Origin of the sequence: Hymenobacter bucti, from assembly GCF_042681145.1 — a bacterium.
Taxonomy (GTDB): Bacteria; Bacteroidota; Bacteroidia; order Cytophagales; family Hymenobacteraceae; genus Hymenobacter; species Hymenobacter bucti.
Genome location: NZ_JBHUFD010000018.1, coordinates 409,374 through 425,695 on the forward strand (window position 1 = coordinate 409,374; position 16,322 = coordinate 425,695).

The following is a 16,322-nucleotide window of genomic DNA, read 5'->3' on the forward strand; positions in this document are numbered from 1 at the left end:
AGTAAGGTGCTATTTCACTTTCTGGTGATTCGTTTAGTAACTGGCATGTTAATAATTCCGCAACCATCAACAAGCCAGTTGTTATTTTCTAAAACCATTTTCATGGTTAATTTGAAATCTGGCCAGTTTTTGCCTTTTACAATGACGTAGTTTGTCTGGCCATCAAAAGAATCTAATTCAAACCCCTTGTCTGGATAGTCCTGCGCATCAACTATGGGGTCTGCATCGAGCCCCAATTCAGGGTCTTCTCTATAGGCGTCAGCCAGTAGTTTTTTTAATTCCGTCTTGAAACGAGTAGTAGTCAGCTTATAAGAATCTACCCATTGCGCAATTTCAACTGCCCCTTTCTTCTTGTTGCAATTAGCAACGTAAGCGTTTATAAAAGCTACTGCTTGGTCGCTTGCCTGTGCGCCTTCAAGTGCGGCCTGTGGTATAGGTGGCTTTCTCGCAGCAATTTTTGAATCTGTGCTTTGTCCGCAAGAGGTAAGCATTAAAAGTGTCGCAATAAAAAGCAATTTATCAATTTGAGTTTTTTGCATAACACCCCAAGTTTTTAGTCGCCTCTACTGCTTGCAACCTGTTTACAGGCAACTCAAAAATACGGGAGAGCAAGGTATTCTCATCCGCGTACGTAACTGGTCCTCCGGGTATGCCCTACTGTTTGAGCCTACGCAATGCCTGCTCATCAAAACCCGTTGTTTTGGCTTAATACTTAGTTTTATCTCGTTCGTATGTAGGCCGGTGACCCCGCGTTAGCTGGCCGATGTTAGCCATAGCAATACTCCTGACACTGCCCGTCCCGCTGGGTACTCGCCGCTACTACCACACTTTCTTCTCTAGCATACAATAGGAAAAGTTAAGAATTCTCCCTATCCGTTTTAGCTAGACCATCTCAACCTACCTAGGTACCTAAGTAGGTCCTAAAGTAGCTATCCAAGTAGGTGCTCAGATAAGCGGCCCTAGGCGGAACTCTGCGCAGCGGTTTTGCCAGCTATTCTTCATCAGCATTTAGGGCTCCTTCAACGCTGGCGACAAGCTCGTTGGTAGCCCTACTGCGGGTTGCCTCTCCTCGATGCGGTCCAGCGGCGCGGGCAGATTACTTTTCCCCTACGGGCAGAAAGACGGTGAAGGCGCTGCCTTGCCCGGGCTGGCTGACCACCGTGAGATGCCCACCGCTAGTTTCCACTATCTTCTTGACCAGGTAGAGGCCGATGCCCGTGCCTGCCACGTGAGTATGCACGCGTTGGAACAGGCCAAAGAGCTTATCCGCGGCCGTGGCCACGTCGAAGCCCAAGCCGTTGTCCTGCACCCGCAACACGTGCTGGTGGTCCTGCCGGAAGTAGGTGAGCCGCACCGCCGGAGCCCGGTCGGGGTGGTGGTATTTGAGGGCGTTGCTGAGCAGGTTGTAGACCACCGCGCGCAGATTGGGCTCGGACAACGGCACGTGCACCGCCGCCGGCACGTCCAGGGTGAGCCGGGCCCGGGTTTGCTGCACGAGTGGCAGCAAGTCGAGCCGCACCTCCTCTACCACCGCGGCCAGCCGCACGGGCGTGGCGGGCTGGGCAGGGGCCTGGGGCAGCTTGCGCACGTGGGTAAGCTGCTCCACGGTGCGCCGGAAGCGCTCGGTGGCCTGCTGCACGAGTTGGAGCATGTCGGGTACGTCGCCCACCAGGGCGGTGGGGGGCAGTTCGCGGGCCAAGGCCTGCAGCAGGCGCTCGATGTTGGCCAGGGGGATTTTGAGCTCGTGCGAGGCCGTATAAATGAAGTTGTCCAGGTCTTGGTTGGTGCGCGTGAGCTGGCCGTTGGCGAGTTGCAATTCCCCATTAGTGGCCCGCAGTTCCTCGTTGAGGGAGGCCAGCTCCTGATTGAGCCCCTCCACCTGCTGGCGGGCCCGGACCTGCTCGCTCACGTCGGTGCCGACGGAGATAATGCCGCGAATGCGGCCGTCGGGCTGGCGGTTAGGTTGAAACACGAAGTTCCAGTACACCACCTCGGGCCGGCCGTGGCGGTGGATGATAGTCGGTCGCTCGTGCGCCGTGAAGGGCTGGCCCGTGGTAAAAACCTGGTCGAAGTGGGCCACCACGGAGGGGTCCGCCGCCTCGGGCAACACCTCCTCGAATACGGGCCGGTCCTGCACCTGCGCCCAGGTGCGGTCCCAGATGGCTAGCGTCGCGGCGTTGGCCAGCGCGACGCGGTACTGCGGCCCCTGGTAGACCGCCACCGCCACGGGGGCCTGCGCCACGAGCGCCCGCAGCTCGTGGCGCTGCTGCTCGGCGGCCACGCGGGCAGCTTGCGCGCGGGCCTGCTCGCTGAGGTCAGTGAAGCTGACCAGGAGCCAGTCGCCGCTACGCCGAGCGGCGAGATGGAAGTGGTGGTCGCGCCCGTCGGCTTGGTAGGTGACGTCGTAGCTGTCGAGGTCCCCTTGCAGGTATACGCGCTGGTAGTAGGCCAGGATGCCGGCCCCCTCGGGGTGGGGGAAGCGGGTGCGCAGCGTGCCGCCGGGGCGCTCGGCCAAGCCGCTTAGGCGCTGGCCGGCGGGGTTGAGGTAGTCGAGGGCGAAGTCTTCCAGCTCGCGGGCCGGGGCAGGGCCGTAGACCGGGCGCAGCACATAGACGGCCGTGAGCGAGACGACCAGTAAGTCGAGCAGTGCGCCTTCGGGCCGGAAGGGGGGGGCGGGGGAAGTAAGCGCACGAAGGGGCATGAGCAGACGGGCGGAAGCCAGTGAAGAAGAGGGCAGTGCACCTGGTTTTGCGCACAGTAGCGGCAGGCCACCAGTCGGGGGCGGCCAGGCCACTAACGCGACGGCAAGGCCAGAGTTTGACTAGTGGCTCAGTCTTTTACGTAAGACCAGAGACGTCGCCCCAGCGTAATGGTTGCTTCGCCAAGCAACGCGTTGACCATACCCTATCGGGGCAAAATTGTCCTCCCTTCAGGATTTGTCTAAGAACGAGAGTTATACTATGTAGAAGCTCTCTCAGTGTCTTGCAACACTAGTGAAAAGCTTTTCAACTGCGGGCCTTAGCTACCGACTAGCAACATCTAGCATGGCGGCCAGCCACGCGGTTCCCTCGGCCGTCTCGACAATGCTCCACGCATGGGGCATGCGGTGCGTGCCCTGAAAGCCCTTGCCCGTGGTTTACACGTACGTGGCCTGCTGATTGCCCTGGCGCTGGAGGCATGCCACCAACGCGGCCGCACTTGGGGCGTTAAGGTCGCTAAGCTGGAAGCTAGCACAGTAGTGCTACTGCCAGAAGGCGAGGTCCGGCTCACAATAGAGCCGCACCGGGAGGTGACGCAGGTAGTGCGCATTGCCTCCGAGCGAGTCTCCCTGCACAAAGGCCGACCGGGCTTGGTAGACCGCTGGCACTTGCGCGGGAGAGCTGCAGCCAACTCTTGAACAATGTGTTGATTGCTGGCTTGCAACGCTGGGCAATCGGCTTACTGTCGCTGCGCCCGCTGCCAATTCGCTACCAAGTCTACGGGCGGATTGACCCCAAGCACGGCGTGGATTTGCCACGGCCGGTGGGTGCTATCGCGGCGCACGGTTTTGGCATAAGCCAAGGCGAGCTGTCCGCCCGCCGAGAAGCCCCCCAGCGCGACATACGCCGCCAGTGTGGGATTCGTCCGCACGGCCTGCCCAATTGCAGCATCTATCACGTGTAAGCTAAGCGAGTCCAAGTAGACCCGGTCATTGAGTCCGAGTACCAGCACCAACAAGCCGCGGGCCGCGGCTTCGTGCGCTAAGCGCGTGGCCCGAAACACGTCCCGGGCGGGCTCGCCCCGCCCCGGCAGCAAGACGAGCAAGCCTAGGGGAGACTGATGCAAGGGCGCGAGTTGATTGAACGCCCGATGGCGAACGGCCAGCGGCTGGGTAATTGGGTGCCGCGCCGTAGCGGGCAGCACACGCCGCTGTACGGTTTGGGCCGCGACTTCGCGCAGCCCAGCTACCTAGCCAAAGAGCAGCAGCAGCGAAGCGAGACGAGCTATCAAGTGCATACTAGCTTAGAGTTAAGAGTAGGTGGGCGTCTTTCACCGATAGAAGGCGAGCTACTAGAGGGCTAGCAAGATAGTTAGTGCGCCAAGCTACCGCGCCGGATGCGCGGCGCGGTAGGGGTGCGAAGCAGACGTTTCGTGTAGGTAAAAAAGGGCATCAAATGCGCTAGACAGCGGGGCGTACCACATAAACTGGTAGGCCGCGCCGCGAGGCGGTTCTGATTCGCCAACATTGCGAAACTTCCGGTTCTTAGTCAGCCACTTGCTCGTCGTGGCCGCACTGCGCAGATTGAGGAGGTAAGTGGGTGCACTCGCTTGGTCAAGCCAGGCCTCAAAGGAATTAGGAACAGGGGGCGTGAGCGCGAGGGCCTGGGCCGAGCCGCCGGCGTTAAAGACGCTGGCCATGCCGTGGCCCGTGGCGAAGCCCACGGCCACGTAGGCCGGCCCAAATTGCTTCGACAGGTACTGCCCCATCCGCAGTTGATACTCATCGCGCCGGATGTGCATATTGTGTGCCCACAGCACGGCTTTGGCTGCCGGCTCCTGCCCCAGCAGCCAGACAACGTTAGCGGCCATTACTTGGTCGCGTTTCAAATCGGTTGGCTGTTCGGCCCACTGGCGTAGCACCTGCCCATGCTGCTGCACGGCCGCCGGGGCTGCCACCGTTTGCAGGTGTTGCAGCAGGTCATCCGACAGGCGTACGAGGCGCTGTCTAGTGTCGGCCGAAGCCGGGCCGGACGCGGCATAGGCAGTGCGCAGGTTTCGTACGCGCCGCTGCAGCACGGTATCCGCCCGCTGGGTGGCAAAGTGCTCGAGGCGCAGTAGGTTGGGCCGGGGGTCTTGCATGTCAATGCCCACGTAGCGGATTTTGGCAGCGTGCTGCTGGTTGTAGACCCGCATCCATTCCACCATCTCCCAAAACTCGGTGGTGTCCCAGAGGGTAAAGCCCGCAGCCTGACGGACAAGGAGCGAGTCGCCCGCCCCCGTCTGGATATAATCGTTTAGGATTTCGCCCCACCCGTAATCGACTTCGAGAGCTAGCGTCGTGAAGCCCTGTTGCGTGACCAGGTACTCCAGCAGCCGGTGCTTGAGCTGGAACACCTCGTGTGTGCCGTGCGTGCATTCGCCTAGGCCCACTACCCGCGCCGATGCCACCACCGGGGCCAGCGGCGCCAGGTCGGCAAACCCGCTGCCAGCCCGCACCGCGGCAATGGGGGTAAGCTGCTGGTTGAGGCGGATAATATCGGCTGGGGTCTGGGCACGTAGTTGGCTGAAAGCCAGCAAAAAAAGCAGGCTTATCCACCTGCCGGCCGGCCGGCTGGCAGGGGTAATGGGATGGCCGTTCGGGGTGGGACTTCTACGCATGGGGCGACGAAAAAAACGTACCTGTCTGGCTCAACAGGACGGTGAAAGTAGCCGGTAGATGCGGGGTAGGCAATAAGCGTTGTCTGGCTAGGGAAGAAAAAGGTAGCCCAGCGGGTGCCAATAAGAGGCAATTAGCAGACTACTCACTTATCAAGTACTAAAATCCGTTGCTTCACCACGCAAGCTAAAAGCCACACTATCCCCAGTCTCGGCTTATAAGACCGATTATGTAAAAGGACAAAAAGAAGATAGAAGAGGTAATAATTGCCCTTCCTCCCTACTCCTAAAATCTTATTTGTTTAGGCCCGGGAAAGCACTTGGTTTCGAGTTTACGAAACTCCCCCCTCCTGTCAATTTCGTAAACTTTAAATAGTAGACGGGTTTCTTAAATTCCTCCAGCCCTGCAACGGCCTACTAGTACCTGGTGCTGAGCAGTTGCTAGGCGCTCACCGACAGGAGCGTTCTGGCGAAAGCCCTGCGAATGACTACTGGGCGCACGCCTGCAGGCAACCCTGGTGAACCGCCGGGAATTAGTGACCAAAATTGTAGCGCAGCCCCACGGCCGCGGCCGCTGTCACGTCGCGCAGAGCCCGCAAGCTGGGGCTGAGCGTGCCGTCGGCCACGACCTCGAGGTGCGGGCAGAGCCGGTAGCGCACGCTCACACCGGCGGTAAACAAGACGTCGCCGTCGCGTGAGTGCAAGTCGTAGTATCTGAAGCCTCCGGGGGCGGCGTTGTCGGGATACAAGCCCGTGCCGTCGAAGGAAAACCGGTGCAGCGTTAGGCCGCCCACGCCGTCGACCTGCAGCCGGCGGGCCGGCGAGCGGACTAGTGCGTAGCGGACCAGCGCGGCCACGGAGGTAGACCGGTTGGCGTACGTACTAGTGTAGGGCAGCGGCGCACCGGTGGCCTGCGGCGTGAAGCCGAACACGGCTCCGTGGGTGGCGGCGGTCACGGCGTTCAGCTCCAGGGCCAGGCGCGGGCGCAGCCGGTAGCCGAACGCGACCTGCACCGGACGCGTGGCAGGTAGCCCGTAGCGGGCGCCCCAGTGCTCGTGTTGGCTGGTGTAGGCCCCCGCCCCGACGTAAAAGCGGTGCCTTGGTGCCGAATCCGCCGCCATGGGGTAGCAAGGGGGCGATGAACAGCAAGCCGCAACCGGTCACTTGACGCAGGAACATTAGTAAGAAAAAAAAGAGGATGGATTATTCCGGAAAGGAACGTTGGTAACGGGAAGATACCGCACCGCGCCGAAGCGTTGTAGGTCAGGCACTTTCCAAGCAGAAACAAGACACGTCATCTATCCTGGAACACTGGCACCTGGTACCAGGCAGCGGCTAGGCGTGCAGGAAAAGGAATTTTCAGCCAACTGATTAGCAAGGGCTTCCTAGTAGTACCGCACTTCCGGATAGGTCAACGTATCGGCAGGCCACGTAAAGGTGCGCGTGCAATTCGCCGCGGCCGTGACCGTATCGGGTAGCAGTTCAAAGACGCGCGTCCGGTAGCCCCCACTTGGTGCCACGGCGCTTGGAAAAGGGGTATAGCCCGGCGTCCGAAAGCGGATGATCACCTTCATGTACGTAATGCAGCCCGGATACGCGGTTTTCAACCTGGTCTCCGACGAGGCAGCGTGACTCACCTGTTGAGTGGACGTGATATTGGGGTAGGTATCGTCATGGATACTCAGCGTGTTATTGCCTGGCCCGTTCTTATCCGGATAGAAGGTTTTAGTCTGCAACCACACGGTTTCTAGCCGGGCATCACCTTGGTTGATGAAATGGTATCCAACCGTAAAATTCTTCTCTACGGGTACGGGTTGGGGTTGCGGCGCTTCGTCTTTCTGGCAGCTAGCTAAGGCCAGTCCAAGGGTCAGTAGGGGTACGAATTTTTGAGTCATTCTGCAAGAGAAGAGGGCGTGCAACTTAGTAGGTACAAGGTAAGCGCCCTACAGGCTACTACTCTGCGTTTATAGCTTGTAAAAGAATCCGCAAGGAGAAGCTTGTTTCAAAAGGCGCACATTTCGGAACCACCCCTTTGCGGCTTCTTAGACCCTCAACGCGAACTAGGAATGCATTTGCTACGTAATTTCTGAGCCATTCGCTCGGAAGGGGACTTTCTGAGCTCCTGACACCTCACGCTGCCATTCGGGGAAAAGATTGACTGCACGTCACCAGATAATTGCGGTGCCATCGTATAACTCATCTGGGGCTAAGTCCTCAGCCTCTGTCCCGCACCTGGTAAGCCCAGCCAAGACCACGTCCCGCCATTCGCCCCGATTATTACGCAAGGCTGGGTGCATTAGCGTTCGGTATTGAGCACTTACCAGAAGTAGAGTTAACTCTGCCAGCGTGCTAGCCGGCAAGGCTCGGCGCCCAACTTAGGTGGTCTACGGAAGGTGGACAGAAGAAAAATATATATATTCTGTCATGACAGCAAAAGCTAGCGGGTCGTCGCCCGACAAACGGCGTAAATACGACGAGGCGTTCAAGGCCGAGGCCCTGCGCCTGGCCAGTGAGAGCCGCAGCACCTAAGCCGCGGCCCGGCAACTAGGCATCAGCCTCAAGGTGCTCTACCGCTGGCAACAGGCGCAAGTCGTGGCCGAAGTGAGCAGCGCGGAAGTGGCCCGTGACTCGGAGGTTCGAGCCCTGCGCGCGGCCAACAAGCGGCTGGCGCAGGAGTTCGATATTTTAAATAAAGCCTTGGTCATCTTCGGCCAGCCGACCCCGTGAGCACCTACCGCTACATCGCCCAGCGGGCCAGCCAGGCCCCGGTGCGCCAGCTCTGCCAGGTGCTGCGCGTGCCGCCGGCGGCTTGCTATGCCTGGCAGCGCCGTCAACAAGCGCCACCGGTCGAGCCGGCTTGGCAAGTGGCCGTACGCGAAGCTTTTAGCCGGCACAGCCAACGCTACGGCACGTGCCGACTCCGCGCCGAAGCGCAGGCCAAAGGCCACGCGGTGGGCCGCTGGCGCATCCGCCGCGTGCTCAAGGCCCACGACCTGCGGGCGCAACAGCCGCGCTCGTTTGTGCCGCGCACTACCGATTCGGACCCGGCCGTGTGCGCCGCGCCCAACCGCTTGCTCGGCCAGCCGGCCCCTACCGCCCCGAACCGCGTCTGGGTAGGCGACATCACTTATCTGCCGCGCCAGGGCGGCGGCTGGCTGTATCTGGCCGTGTGGCTGGACCGCTGCTCGCGCAAAGTGGTGGGCTGGGACGTGCGCGACACCATGCCCGAAGACCTGGTCAGCGAGGCGCTGCGCCGTGCGTTGGCCGTACGCTGGCCTGCGGCGGGCCTTGTCGTGCATTCCAACCAAGGCAGCCAGTACACGGCCACCCGCTTCAAGCAACTGCTTACCCGCCACGGGGCCGTAGCGAGCATGAGCCGGCGCGGTAACTGCTACGACAACGCCCACGCCGAATCGTTTTAGCCGCTTTAAGGCCGAACTGCTTGACGGCGGCAGCTTCCCTGGCCTGGCCGAAGCCAAGCTCGAAATCAACCATCATGTGGCCTACTACAATGCCGAGCAACGTCACTCGGCGCTCGGCTACCAATCGCCCAACCACTTCGAAACCCACTTTCAAACCATGTCCCAATTGTGTCCAGCTTAGCTAGACCACCTCAAAATGCTTTATCAATACGAGGAGTCGTACGTGTTCGCTTCGAGCAAATTCGACCGCACGGATGGCGTCACGCCTACGCCCTATGCCGAGGGCATCCGGCTGGCAGCTGACGACTTCAAGCGCCGGCAAGGCGCAATCTGAGTGCCTTTTGCCGCTTGGTAACGGTTAATGAATGGAGCCGCCGTTCACGGCTAGGTGCTGCCCGTGGATGAAGCTAGCCTCCGCCGAGGCCAGAAAGGCCGCCACGTTGCCCACGTCGGCCGCCGTGCCCAAGCGGTTAAAGGGGCTGCCAGCCATCATCTGCTTTTTCATGTCGGGGTGCAGGGCCGTAATCACGCCGGCATTGTCGATGATGCCGGGCATAATGGAATTAACGGTGACGTGGCGCGGACCGATTTCCTTAGCCAGCACCTCCACGAATAGCTTCTGACCGGCCTTGCTGGCGGCGTAGATAGAGGCCCCGGCGTCGGGGTGGATACTCATGGTGGAAGAGATGAGGATGATGCGGCCCCCATCGACCACGTGCTTGGCCGCTTGCTGCATAACGAAAAACGTCCCTTTGACATTGAGGTTGAACACCTTGTCAAAGTCCTGCTCGGTGGACTGGAGCACCGGCGTTTCAATCAGTTCGATGCCGGCATTGGCTACTACAATGTCGAGTTGGCCAAAATTGACTAGCGCCTCGCTGAACAGCTTTTCAATGGCGGCGGGGCTTGACATATCGGCCTTCACCAGCCGGTACTCCACCCCGGCCCGGTCCAGGGCCTGCGCCGTGTCCTGGGCCGACGTTTCATCGGAAGAATAGTTAAGCACGAGCCGTAGGCCCAGCGTGGCGTACTTTTCGGCGATGCCGCGACCGATACCTTTGGTCGCGCCGGTGATTAAGGCCACCTTGCCTTTCAAGTCAGGATACATAATGGGTTTGGTTAACAGAGGAATAGATTAAATCCTGCTAGCCGGCCGGCTACAGGTTCATGCCGCCCGACACTTCCAGGCGCTGCCCAGTAATCCAGCGGGCCTCGTCCGAGCACAGGAAGGCAACCACGCCGCCAATGTCCTCGGGCGTGCCGGTGCGGCCCAGCGCCGTGATGGATTGGAGGCGCGCCACGTTTTCGGGCTGGGCGAAGGTGGCCTCGGTGAAGCTGGTCTGGATGATGCCGGGGGCCAGCGAGTTGGCCGTGATGCCGCGCGGCCCCACTTCCTTGGCCAGGTACCGGGTAAACGTCTCGACGGCCCCCTTCATGGTGGCGTAGGCCGAGCGGCCCAGGGTAGTAAAGCGGGTGAGACCCGACGCCAGGTTGACGACCCGGCCACCGTCGTTGAGGAAGGGCAACACCTTCTGCGTGAGCAGGTAGGGCCCCTTGACGTGAATGCGGTACAACTCGTCGAGTACCGCTTCCGGGGTGTCGGCAATGAGCGTGTCGGCCCCGCTGCCCGCGTTATTAATTAGAAAGTCGAAGTTTGGGTGGCCGGTTTGCGCGGTCAGGCGCTCCGTTAGCGCGCGCACAAACGCGTCGAACGTGCCGCTGTCGGCCACATCGAAGGGTAGCGCGAACGCCTGCCGCCCGGCCCCCCGGATTTGGGCGACTACCGCCTCGGCGGCTTCAGGGTGGCTGTGGTAGGTCAGCACGACGTCGTGGCCGTGGTGGGCCAGTTGCAGGGCCATTTCTTTGCCCAGGCCCTGGCTGCCGCCCGTAACAAGGGCGATTTTTGGAGTGGTTGCCATTAGCTGCTTAGCTAGTAAGTGGGAGATATAGTGATAAACTGGCCGGTAGCACCGCCTAGCCCTTGAGCTTGGCCAGGAAGAGGCGGAAGGCTGGCCAAAATTCTTCGAACAGCGGATGGCTGCGGTTTTTGAGCATCACCTCGCTGAAGAGCTTCAGGCCAATGGCCAACTCGGTGGCTTGCGCCGGGTCGCCGAAGGGGTCTCGCTGCCGCAGCCGGTCGATGATGGTAAACAACTCGTCGTGGTTATCGAAAATCAGTTCCAGCGCCCGGGGTGGGGCCGCTTCGCCGCTGGCCAGCGTTTGCAGGGCCAGCGTGAGCCGGTAGGTGTTGGCGCGTTTTGCCATGCGCCGAGGGGATGAAAGCAGGTGCGTAAGCAAGTCGGGGGCCGACGTAAGCCGGCCCCGTTCTTTGCTTAATAGGCCATGACGGCGTTGGTTTCCACGTTCCAGAACTGGCCGCTTTCGGGGCGCGCTACGATGCCCTGAAAAATGCCGTCGGCCGCCTGCTCCGGCGTAAAGGGGGCGCTGTCGCCACCTAGGCGGGTCTGGACCCAGCCGGGGTGCACGGGTGTCACATTAATATGGCGGTCGGCCACGCGCTGGGCCAGCATGGCGGCGTACATATTAACGGCCGCTTTCGAGAGGCGGTAAGCCGTGCCGTTGGGCCCCGCCTGGCTGGGCAAGCCCATGCTAGAGGTAATAAAGACGACCTGGGCCCCGTCCTTGAGCAGTGCCAGCATCGGCTCGGTGAAAAACACGGTGCCGTCCACGTTGGTGGCGAACGTGTCGTGGAAGCTGGTGCGCTCGGGCGGAGCCATGCTCATCACGTCGGGGGCAACCCCAGCATTGTTGACGAGCAAATCAATGCCGGGCGTCAGTTGGCCGATGCGGGCCACGGCCTGTTCAGTGCTGGCCACGTCGGTGATGTCCAGGGGAATGACCGTCAGCTGGTCGTGGTGCAGGCCGTCTATCCGGCCCGAACGGGCCGTGGCGATGACGCGGTAGCCTTCGGCGAGCAGCTTTTTGGTGAGGGCCAGGCCGATGCCGCTGTTGGCCCCCGTGACGACGGCCGTTTTTGCGTGCGTATCCATAAAAGGAAGTTGTTGAAAAAGAGAAAGTTGAGCGGGCAAAAAAGTAGTGCGGAAAGGCCGCACCTTGCCCAAGCCCCGCGCTGCGATAGCCGGCGGCCAGTAGGGGCCCGCGAGAAGGAGGTGGGGGGTTAGCTCAGGGCAAACCCCGCGTAGGACATAAAGGCCCCGTCTTCCAGGTGCCAGGTGTGGGTGAGCTTACCGTCCTGTAGATAGTGAAACTCGTGTAGGGCAATCGACACCGGGCTGCCAGGCGCCGCCGCACCCGGAATGTCGTGCGGGTTGGTGAAGCGGATTTCGGCACGTACCCCGACCCGCTCGTGGGTCCCGAACAGTTCGTGGATAACGACCTCCGTGTCGGGGAAGGCCGTGGTGAAGGCCCCCATGATGGCGCCCAGGCCCTGGGGACCGGGACCCTGGCCAGGACCGAGCGGAATGTCCTGCCAGTCAGGGGTGCATACCTGGTCCAGCAGTTCGGGCTGCTTGGCTTTCCAGGCGGAATAAAATACTTCAATGGCGTGAATCTCGGCCGGGGTCAGGGGCTGGGAGGTGGGGGCAGGAAACAGCATACAATGGGGCGTTGGGTGAAGAACAAGACAAAGGTCCAGCGGGCACTAGCGGGCTATCCGGTGAGTATTTAAGTTTCTTATCGAGGGGGAGTCGCGGGCCACAAAACCGGGCTCACTTGCATTAGGGAGGGCCAAAAAAAAGCCGAAGCAGTGCGCTTCGGCTTTTCTGGGCCGCTGGTTTGATAGGGAGTTTGCTAGCTAGTTGGGAGCATTAAGATGTTGCCGGCGGTACTCGGAGGGCGTAATGCCTTCGTAGAGCTTAAAGAACTTGGCAAAATTGGAGGCATCATACGTTAGGCGGGCCGCCACGCTGCTTACCGTGGCAGCTGGGTCGGCCAGCAAGGCTTTGGCTTCTTGCAAAATGCGCTGCTCGAAAAAGTAGCACGGGTGGCGGCCAGTGTGGGCTTTGACGATGGCGCTGACGTGCGTCGGGTGCAAACACATCACGCTGGCGATGTCCTTAATATGGCCCATTTCTTCGAGCCGGCCGGCCATGAAATCATCCATCTGCTGGTTCATCACGCGGACGAAAGAGGCGCTGATTTCCGCCTGCCGGCTCAGATACTGCTGTGGGATACGCATGACGCAGAACGAGTTGGTGAGTTATAGATACAAGTTTTGTATTTGCTCTGCTGAAACGCGGGGGAAGATTTGCGTTTTTATCGCCCGGTAACAACTGCAAAGGTGGGCGGGATACCCGACCGGAAAATAGTCCTAGGGGATAACAAATCAGCTTTATCCGACAGGGTGGTTTATTAGCACAGGAGGGCTAAAACTATCCTGGCTCTATCCCGCCCGTTGCACAAGCTATGCAGAAGCTTAAGCTGCACCTGCACCTAGGAAACGGCGGCTCAGCGCATTTACACTAGTCACAGCTATTTTCCTGCATAACCAGCCGCGCCAATCAGCAAGCCGGCAAGGAGTTTTTTACGCGTTTCCGCAATTTGTGCTGCTCAAACCGCAATTTGAAGGGTAAGCGGTGAGCCGCAACTATTGAACTTTGTCGTGGAAGCTACTACCTCCGCGGCGCAGCTTTTTCACCACGTATTTATTCCCATGAAAGACTTACTCTATAGCCTGTCAGGTAGCGCGCCAGTCGCGGTTGTCTCCGTTAGCCCGGTTGTAATAGCTGCGCCGGAGCGAGGCCAGGCGCTGCACGTGCGCGTGTCCGCTCCGGTGAGCGGGCGCGACTTGCCCCTTATCCTCTTTTCGCACGGCAATGGCTCCTCGCTGAATGGCTATGGCCCCCTGGTGCAGTTTTGGGCTGCGCACGGCTTCGTCGTGGTGCAGCCGACGCACCTGGATTCGCGCACACTCGGCCTGCCGCCCGACGATGCTCGCCGGCCCACCATTTGGCGGCACCGAGTGGCGGACCTGCGCCATATTCTTGACAACCTAGCTACTATTGAAGCCGCCGTACCGGGCCTGCGCGGCCGCCTCGACCATACTCGTGTGGCCGTAGCCGGGCACTCCTACGGCGGGCAGACGGCGGGCGTGCTGCTCGGCGCCCGCCTGCCTGACCCGGTAGATGGGCAGGAAGTTAACATGTTGGATGCGCGCGTCAAGGCGGGTATCCTGCTGGCCGCGCCGGGTCGGGGCGGGGCCGATTTAAGCCCGGCCGCGGCCCGCAATCATCCCTTCCTCCAGCCCGATTTCCGGTACCTGACCACCCCCACGCTCGTGGTGGTGGGTGACCACGACGTGTCGGCCATGAGCCCGCGCGGGGCCGACTGGCGGGCCGATGCTTACTGGTTGAGTCCACCGGGCAAGTGCCTGCTCACGCTCTTCGGGGCCGAGCACTCGTTGGGCGGTATTGCCGGGTACGAGTCGCGGGAAACCACCGACGAAAGCCCGGCGCGCATCGCGGCCATCCAGCAGCTGACCTGGGCGTACCTGCGCAGCACCCTTTACCCCGCCGACCCGGCCTGGTCGGCGGCTTGCGCGGCCCTGCGGGCGCAGCCTGAGCCGCTCGGACAGGTGGAGTGCCGCTAGGTTGTCCACTACCCCCTTCCCTAGCTGGCGTAGTTCGTTAGGCTGGCACCAGAATAGCCTGACTAGTAGCCATCTGCTTAAATTCGGTGGGGGTAAGACCAGTCTTCTGCCTGAAGAGACGGCCGAGGTAGGACGGGTTTTCGAAGCCCAGGCGAAAGGCCACCTCGCGCACGCTTAAGGGCGTGCTTAGCAGCAGTTGCCGGGCTTTTTCGAGCAGCGCGGCGTGCAGGTGCTGCTGCGCGTTTTGGCCCGTGTGCCGGCGCAGAACCTCGCCCAGGTAGGTGGGCGCCACATGCAGCGCCTCCGCCAGGTGCTGCACGGTGAGCAGGGGCTGGTCGGCGGCGTGGTCTAGGTACTTCGCCAGCAGGGCCTCAAAGCGAGTGAGCAGGTCGGGGCCGCCTACCGGTTCGGTGGGAAACTGCTGGTGGTAGGCCCGGTTGACCACTTGCAACACCACGTCGAGCTGCGTGCTGAGCAGTTGCTGGCTGAAAGCATCGGCCGGCAGCTCACTTTCCTGCCGCAGCCCCAGTACGGCGTGGCGGAGTCGTTGCTCGTCGGGGGCTGAGAGTAACAGGGCCTGCCGCACGCGATAGCTAAAGAAGGGGTAGCGGCCCAGCGGCGATGTGGCCGGCGCGCGCGCCAGTAAATCCGGGTGAAAGACGACCAGCCAGCCCGCGCCGGCTTGGTCGGCAGCTGGGCAAAAAGACACGGGTTGGCCGGGCGCGAAGAAGGCCAGCTCGCCCGGCTGGTAATCGTAAACCTGCTGCCCGTAGGGGAGCTGCCCGTCGAAGTGCCGCTTGAGTAGGATAACGTAAAGCGCGCGCCAAGCCGGGGCGGCCGCCGCCCCGGCGGGCGGGTGCTGAGCTAGGTCCACGACCGTGACCAACGGATGGGCCGGCGGGGGAAAGCCGTAATGCCGCGTGAAGTCGGCTACGGTGGACAGGGTAGTGAAGACTGGGGTATTCATAGGGGGCTAGTAAGGTATAAGCTACGAAAAAACTAGTTCTACCCGCTCGCTACTAATTGGTAGCAGGCGGGTAGAACTGGTTGGTGAACACTCGACTAGGTTACCCCGGCGGTCCGGCGATTCCCCGGCGGGGTAGGGCGCGGAGCTATTCGTGACTCAATGCGTCCAGAGCCTGCATATCCTCGGCGGTAAGGGACAAGTGTAGGGCTTGCATATTCTCAGCCAAGTGGGCTAGGCTGGTCGTGCCCGGAATGGGCAGCACGTGGGGCGCGTGGTGAAGCAGCCAGCTCAGGGCGACTTGCCGCACCGACACCTGGTGCCGCGCGGCGACCTGCTGGAGCGCGTCCGTTTCCTGCACCTGCCCGCCGCCGATGGGGAACCACGGAATAAAGGCAATGCCCTGCGCGCGGCAATAGTCCAGCACGGGCTCGGCCGCCCGGTCGAAGAGGCTGTAGCGGTTCTGCACGGAGGCCACCGGAAAATGCTGCTGGGCAAACTGAATGTCCTCGACCGACACTTCCGACAAGCCTAGGTGCCGCACTAGGCCCTGCTGCTGGGCCTGCGCCAAGGCGGCGAACGTGCGCTCGGTGGGCACCCGCGGGTCGAGGCGATGCAGCTGGTAGAGGTCGATTCGCTCCAGCTTCAGGCGGCGTAGGCTGCCGGCCAGGGCCTCGTGCAGGTGCTGAGGGGTGCCGTCGAGCAGCACCTCCTGGCCGGGGCCGTAGCGCACCACGCCGCCTTTGGTGCCCACCACCAGCCTGGCGGGGTAGGGGTGCAGCGCCTCGGCAATCAGCGCCTCCGAGACGAAGGGGCCATACATGTCGGCCGTGTCAATGAACGTCACGCCGAGTTCCACGGCCCGCCGCAGCAGCGCCAGCATCGCCGGCCGGTCCGCGGGAGGGCCGTACAGACCCGGACCAGTGATGCGCATCGCCCCGAAGCCGAGCCGGCTAACGGGTAAGTCGCCCCCGAGGGCGAAGGTGGTTTCTAGCGGCAAAGAAGTAGCCAT

The 16,322-nt window shown here is 61.3% G+C and carries 18 protein-coding genes and 1 pseudogene; 5 read left to right on the top strand and 14 right to left on the bottom strand.

The window, feature by feature from the left end:
- Positions 1-14: 14 nt before the first annotated feature.
- The 6 genes from ACFSDX_RS20910 to ACFSDX_RS20935 form a co-directional block, all read right to left on the bottom strand.
- Positions 15-539 carry a hypothetical protein gene (locus ACFSDX_RS20910; protein WP_382317115.1) on the bottom strand — a complete coding sequence of 175 codons (525 nt, stop codon included), beginning with the start codon at positions 537-539 and terminating at the stop codon, positions 15-17.
- A 557-nt stretch (positions 540-1,096) separates the two neighbouring features.
- A complete protein-coding gene (locus ACFSDX_RS20915; protein ID WP_382317117.1) occupies positions 1,097-2,701 on the bottom strand; it encodes a sensor histidine kinase in 1,605 nt (534 codons plus the stop codon).
- A 737-nt stretch (positions 2,702-3,438) separates the two neighbouring features.
- Entirely contained in the window at positions 3,439-3,825 is a 387-nt protein-coding gene (locus ACFSDX_RS20920) for a hypothetical protein (protein WP_382317119.1), read from the bottom strand.
- A 258-nt stretch (positions 3,826-4,083) separates the two neighbouring features.
- Positions 4,084-5,358, bottom strand: coding sequence for an erythromycin esterase family protein (locus tag ACFSDX_RS20925; RefSeq protein ID WP_382317121.1), 1,275 nt, complete (start codon positions 5,356-5,358; stop codon positions 4,084-4,086).
- 530 nt (positions 5,359-5,888) lie between these two features.
- On the bottom strand, positions 5,889-6,476 hold the full coding sequence (locus tag ACFSDX_RS20930) for a hypothetical protein (RefSeq protein WP_382317123.1): 588 nt from the start codon (positions 6,474-6,476) through the stop codon (positions 5,889-5,891).
- A 264-nt stretch (positions 6,477-6,740) separates the two neighbouring features.
- Positions 6,741-7,250, bottom strand: a complete 510-nt coding sequence (locus ACFSDX_RS20935; protein WP_382317125.1) for a hypothetical protein — start codon at positions 7,248-7,250, stop codon at positions 6,741-6,743.
- Positions 7,251-7,917: 667 nt separating this feature from the next.
- On the opposite strand from ACFSDX_RS20935, the gene ACFSDX_RS20940 reads away from it, so the two are divergent.
- The 4 genes and pseudogenes from ACFSDX_RS20940 to ACFSDX_RS20955 all read left to right on the top strand — a co-directional run bounded on the left by ACFSDX_RS20940 (position 7,918) and on the right by ACFSDX_RS20955 (position 9,111).
- Positions 7,918-8,082, top strand: a complete 165-nt coding sequence (locus tag ACFSDX_RS20940) for a hypothetical protein (protein WP_382317127.1) — start codon at positions 7,918-7,920, stop codon at positions 8,080-8,082.
- The gene (locus ACFSDX_RS20945) at positions 8,079-8,777 is read left to right on the top strand and encodes an IS3 family transposase (protein ID WP_382317129.1); all 699 of its coding nucleotides are present in this window, start codon (positions 8,079-8,081) and stop codon (positions 8,775-8,777) included. Before ACFSDX_RS20940 ends, ACFSDX_RS20945 begins: the two co-directional genes overlap by 4 nt.
- A gap of 10 nt (positions 8,778-8,787) precedes the next feature.
- A pseudogene (locus ACFSDX_RS20950) lies at positions 8,788-8,958 on the top strand (integrase core domain-containing protein); the annotation flags it as partial.
- Between the two features lie 15 nt (positions 8,959-8,973).
- Positions 8,974-9,111, top strand: a complete 138-nt coding sequence (locus ACFSDX_RS20955; protein ID WP_382317131.1) for a hypothetical protein — start codon at positions 8,974-8,976, stop codon at positions 9,109-9,111.
- 24 nt (positions 9,112-9,135) lie between these two features.
- On the opposite strand, the gene ACFSDX_RS20960 is transcribed toward ACFSDX_RS20955, so the two are convergent.
- The 6 genes from ACFSDX_RS20960 to ACFSDX_RS20985 all read right to left on the bottom strand — a co-directional run bounded on the left by ACFSDX_RS20960 (position 9,136) and on the right by ACFSDX_RS20985 (position 12,936).
- Positions 9,136-9,885 (bottom strand): SDR family NAD(P)-dependent oxidoreductase, encoded by a 750-nt coding sequence (locus ACFSDX_RS20960; RefSeq protein ID WP_382317133.1) that lies wholly within the window; start codon positions 9,883-9,885, stop codon positions 9,136-9,138.
- Between the two features lie 49 nt (positions 9,886-9,934).
- Positions 9,935-10,696, bottom strand: coding sequence for an SDR family NAD(P)-dependent oxidoreductase (locus ACFSDX_RS20965; protein ID WP_382317135.1), 762 nt, complete (start codon positions 10,694-10,696; stop codon positions 9,935-9,937).
- 55 nt (positions 10,697-10,751) lie between these two features.
- Positions 10,752-11,042: a DUF3861 domain-containing protein gene (locus ACFSDX_RS20970; protein ID WP_382317137.1), complete on the bottom strand. Its 291-nt coding sequence runs from the start codon at positions 11,040-11,042 to the stop codon at positions 10,752-10,754.
- 68 nt (positions 11,043-11,110) lie between these two features.
- Positions 11,111-11,788: an SDR family NAD(P)-dependent oxidoreductase gene (locus tag ACFSDX_RS20975; RefSeq protein ID WP_382317139.1), complete on the bottom strand. Its 678-nt coding sequence runs from the start codon at positions 11,786-11,788 to the stop codon at positions 11,111-11,113.
- Positions 11,789-11,916: 128 nt separating this feature from the next.
- Entirely contained in the window at positions 11,917-12,354 is a 438-nt protein-coding gene (locus ACFSDX_RS20980; protein ID WP_382317141.1) for an ester cyclase, read from the bottom strand.
- Positions 12,355-12,552: 198 nt separating this feature from the next.
- Positions 12,553-12,936 (bottom strand): helix-turn-helix domain-containing protein, encoded by a 384-nt coding sequence (locus ACFSDX_RS20985; RefSeq protein WP_382317143.1) that lies wholly within the window; start codon positions 12,934-12,936, stop codon positions 12,553-12,555.
- Positions 12,937-13,410: 474 nt separating this feature from the next.
- Between ACFSDX_RS20985 and ACFSDX_RS20990 the strand changes: the two genes are divergently transcribed.
- Positions 13,411-14,346, top strand: coding sequence for an alpha/beta hydrolase family protein (locus tag ACFSDX_RS20990; RefSeq protein WP_382317145.1), 936 nt, complete (start codon positions 13,411-13,413; stop codon positions 14,344-14,346).
- Between the two features lie 37 nt (positions 14,347-14,383).
- On the opposite strand, the gene ACFSDX_RS20995 is transcribed toward ACFSDX_RS20990, so the two are convergent.
- Positions 14,384-15,313: an AraC family transcriptional regulator gene (locus ACFSDX_RS20995; protein WP_382317147.1), complete on the bottom strand. Its 930-nt coding sequence runs from the start codon at positions 15,311-15,313 to the stop codon at positions 14,384-14,386.
- Positions 15,314-15,458: 145 nt separating this feature from the next.
- Positions 15,459-16,322 (bottom strand): aldo/keto reductase, encoded by an 864-nt coding sequence (locus ACFSDX_RS21000; protein WP_382317149.1) that lies wholly within the window; start codon positions 16,320-16,322, stop codon positions 15,459-15,461.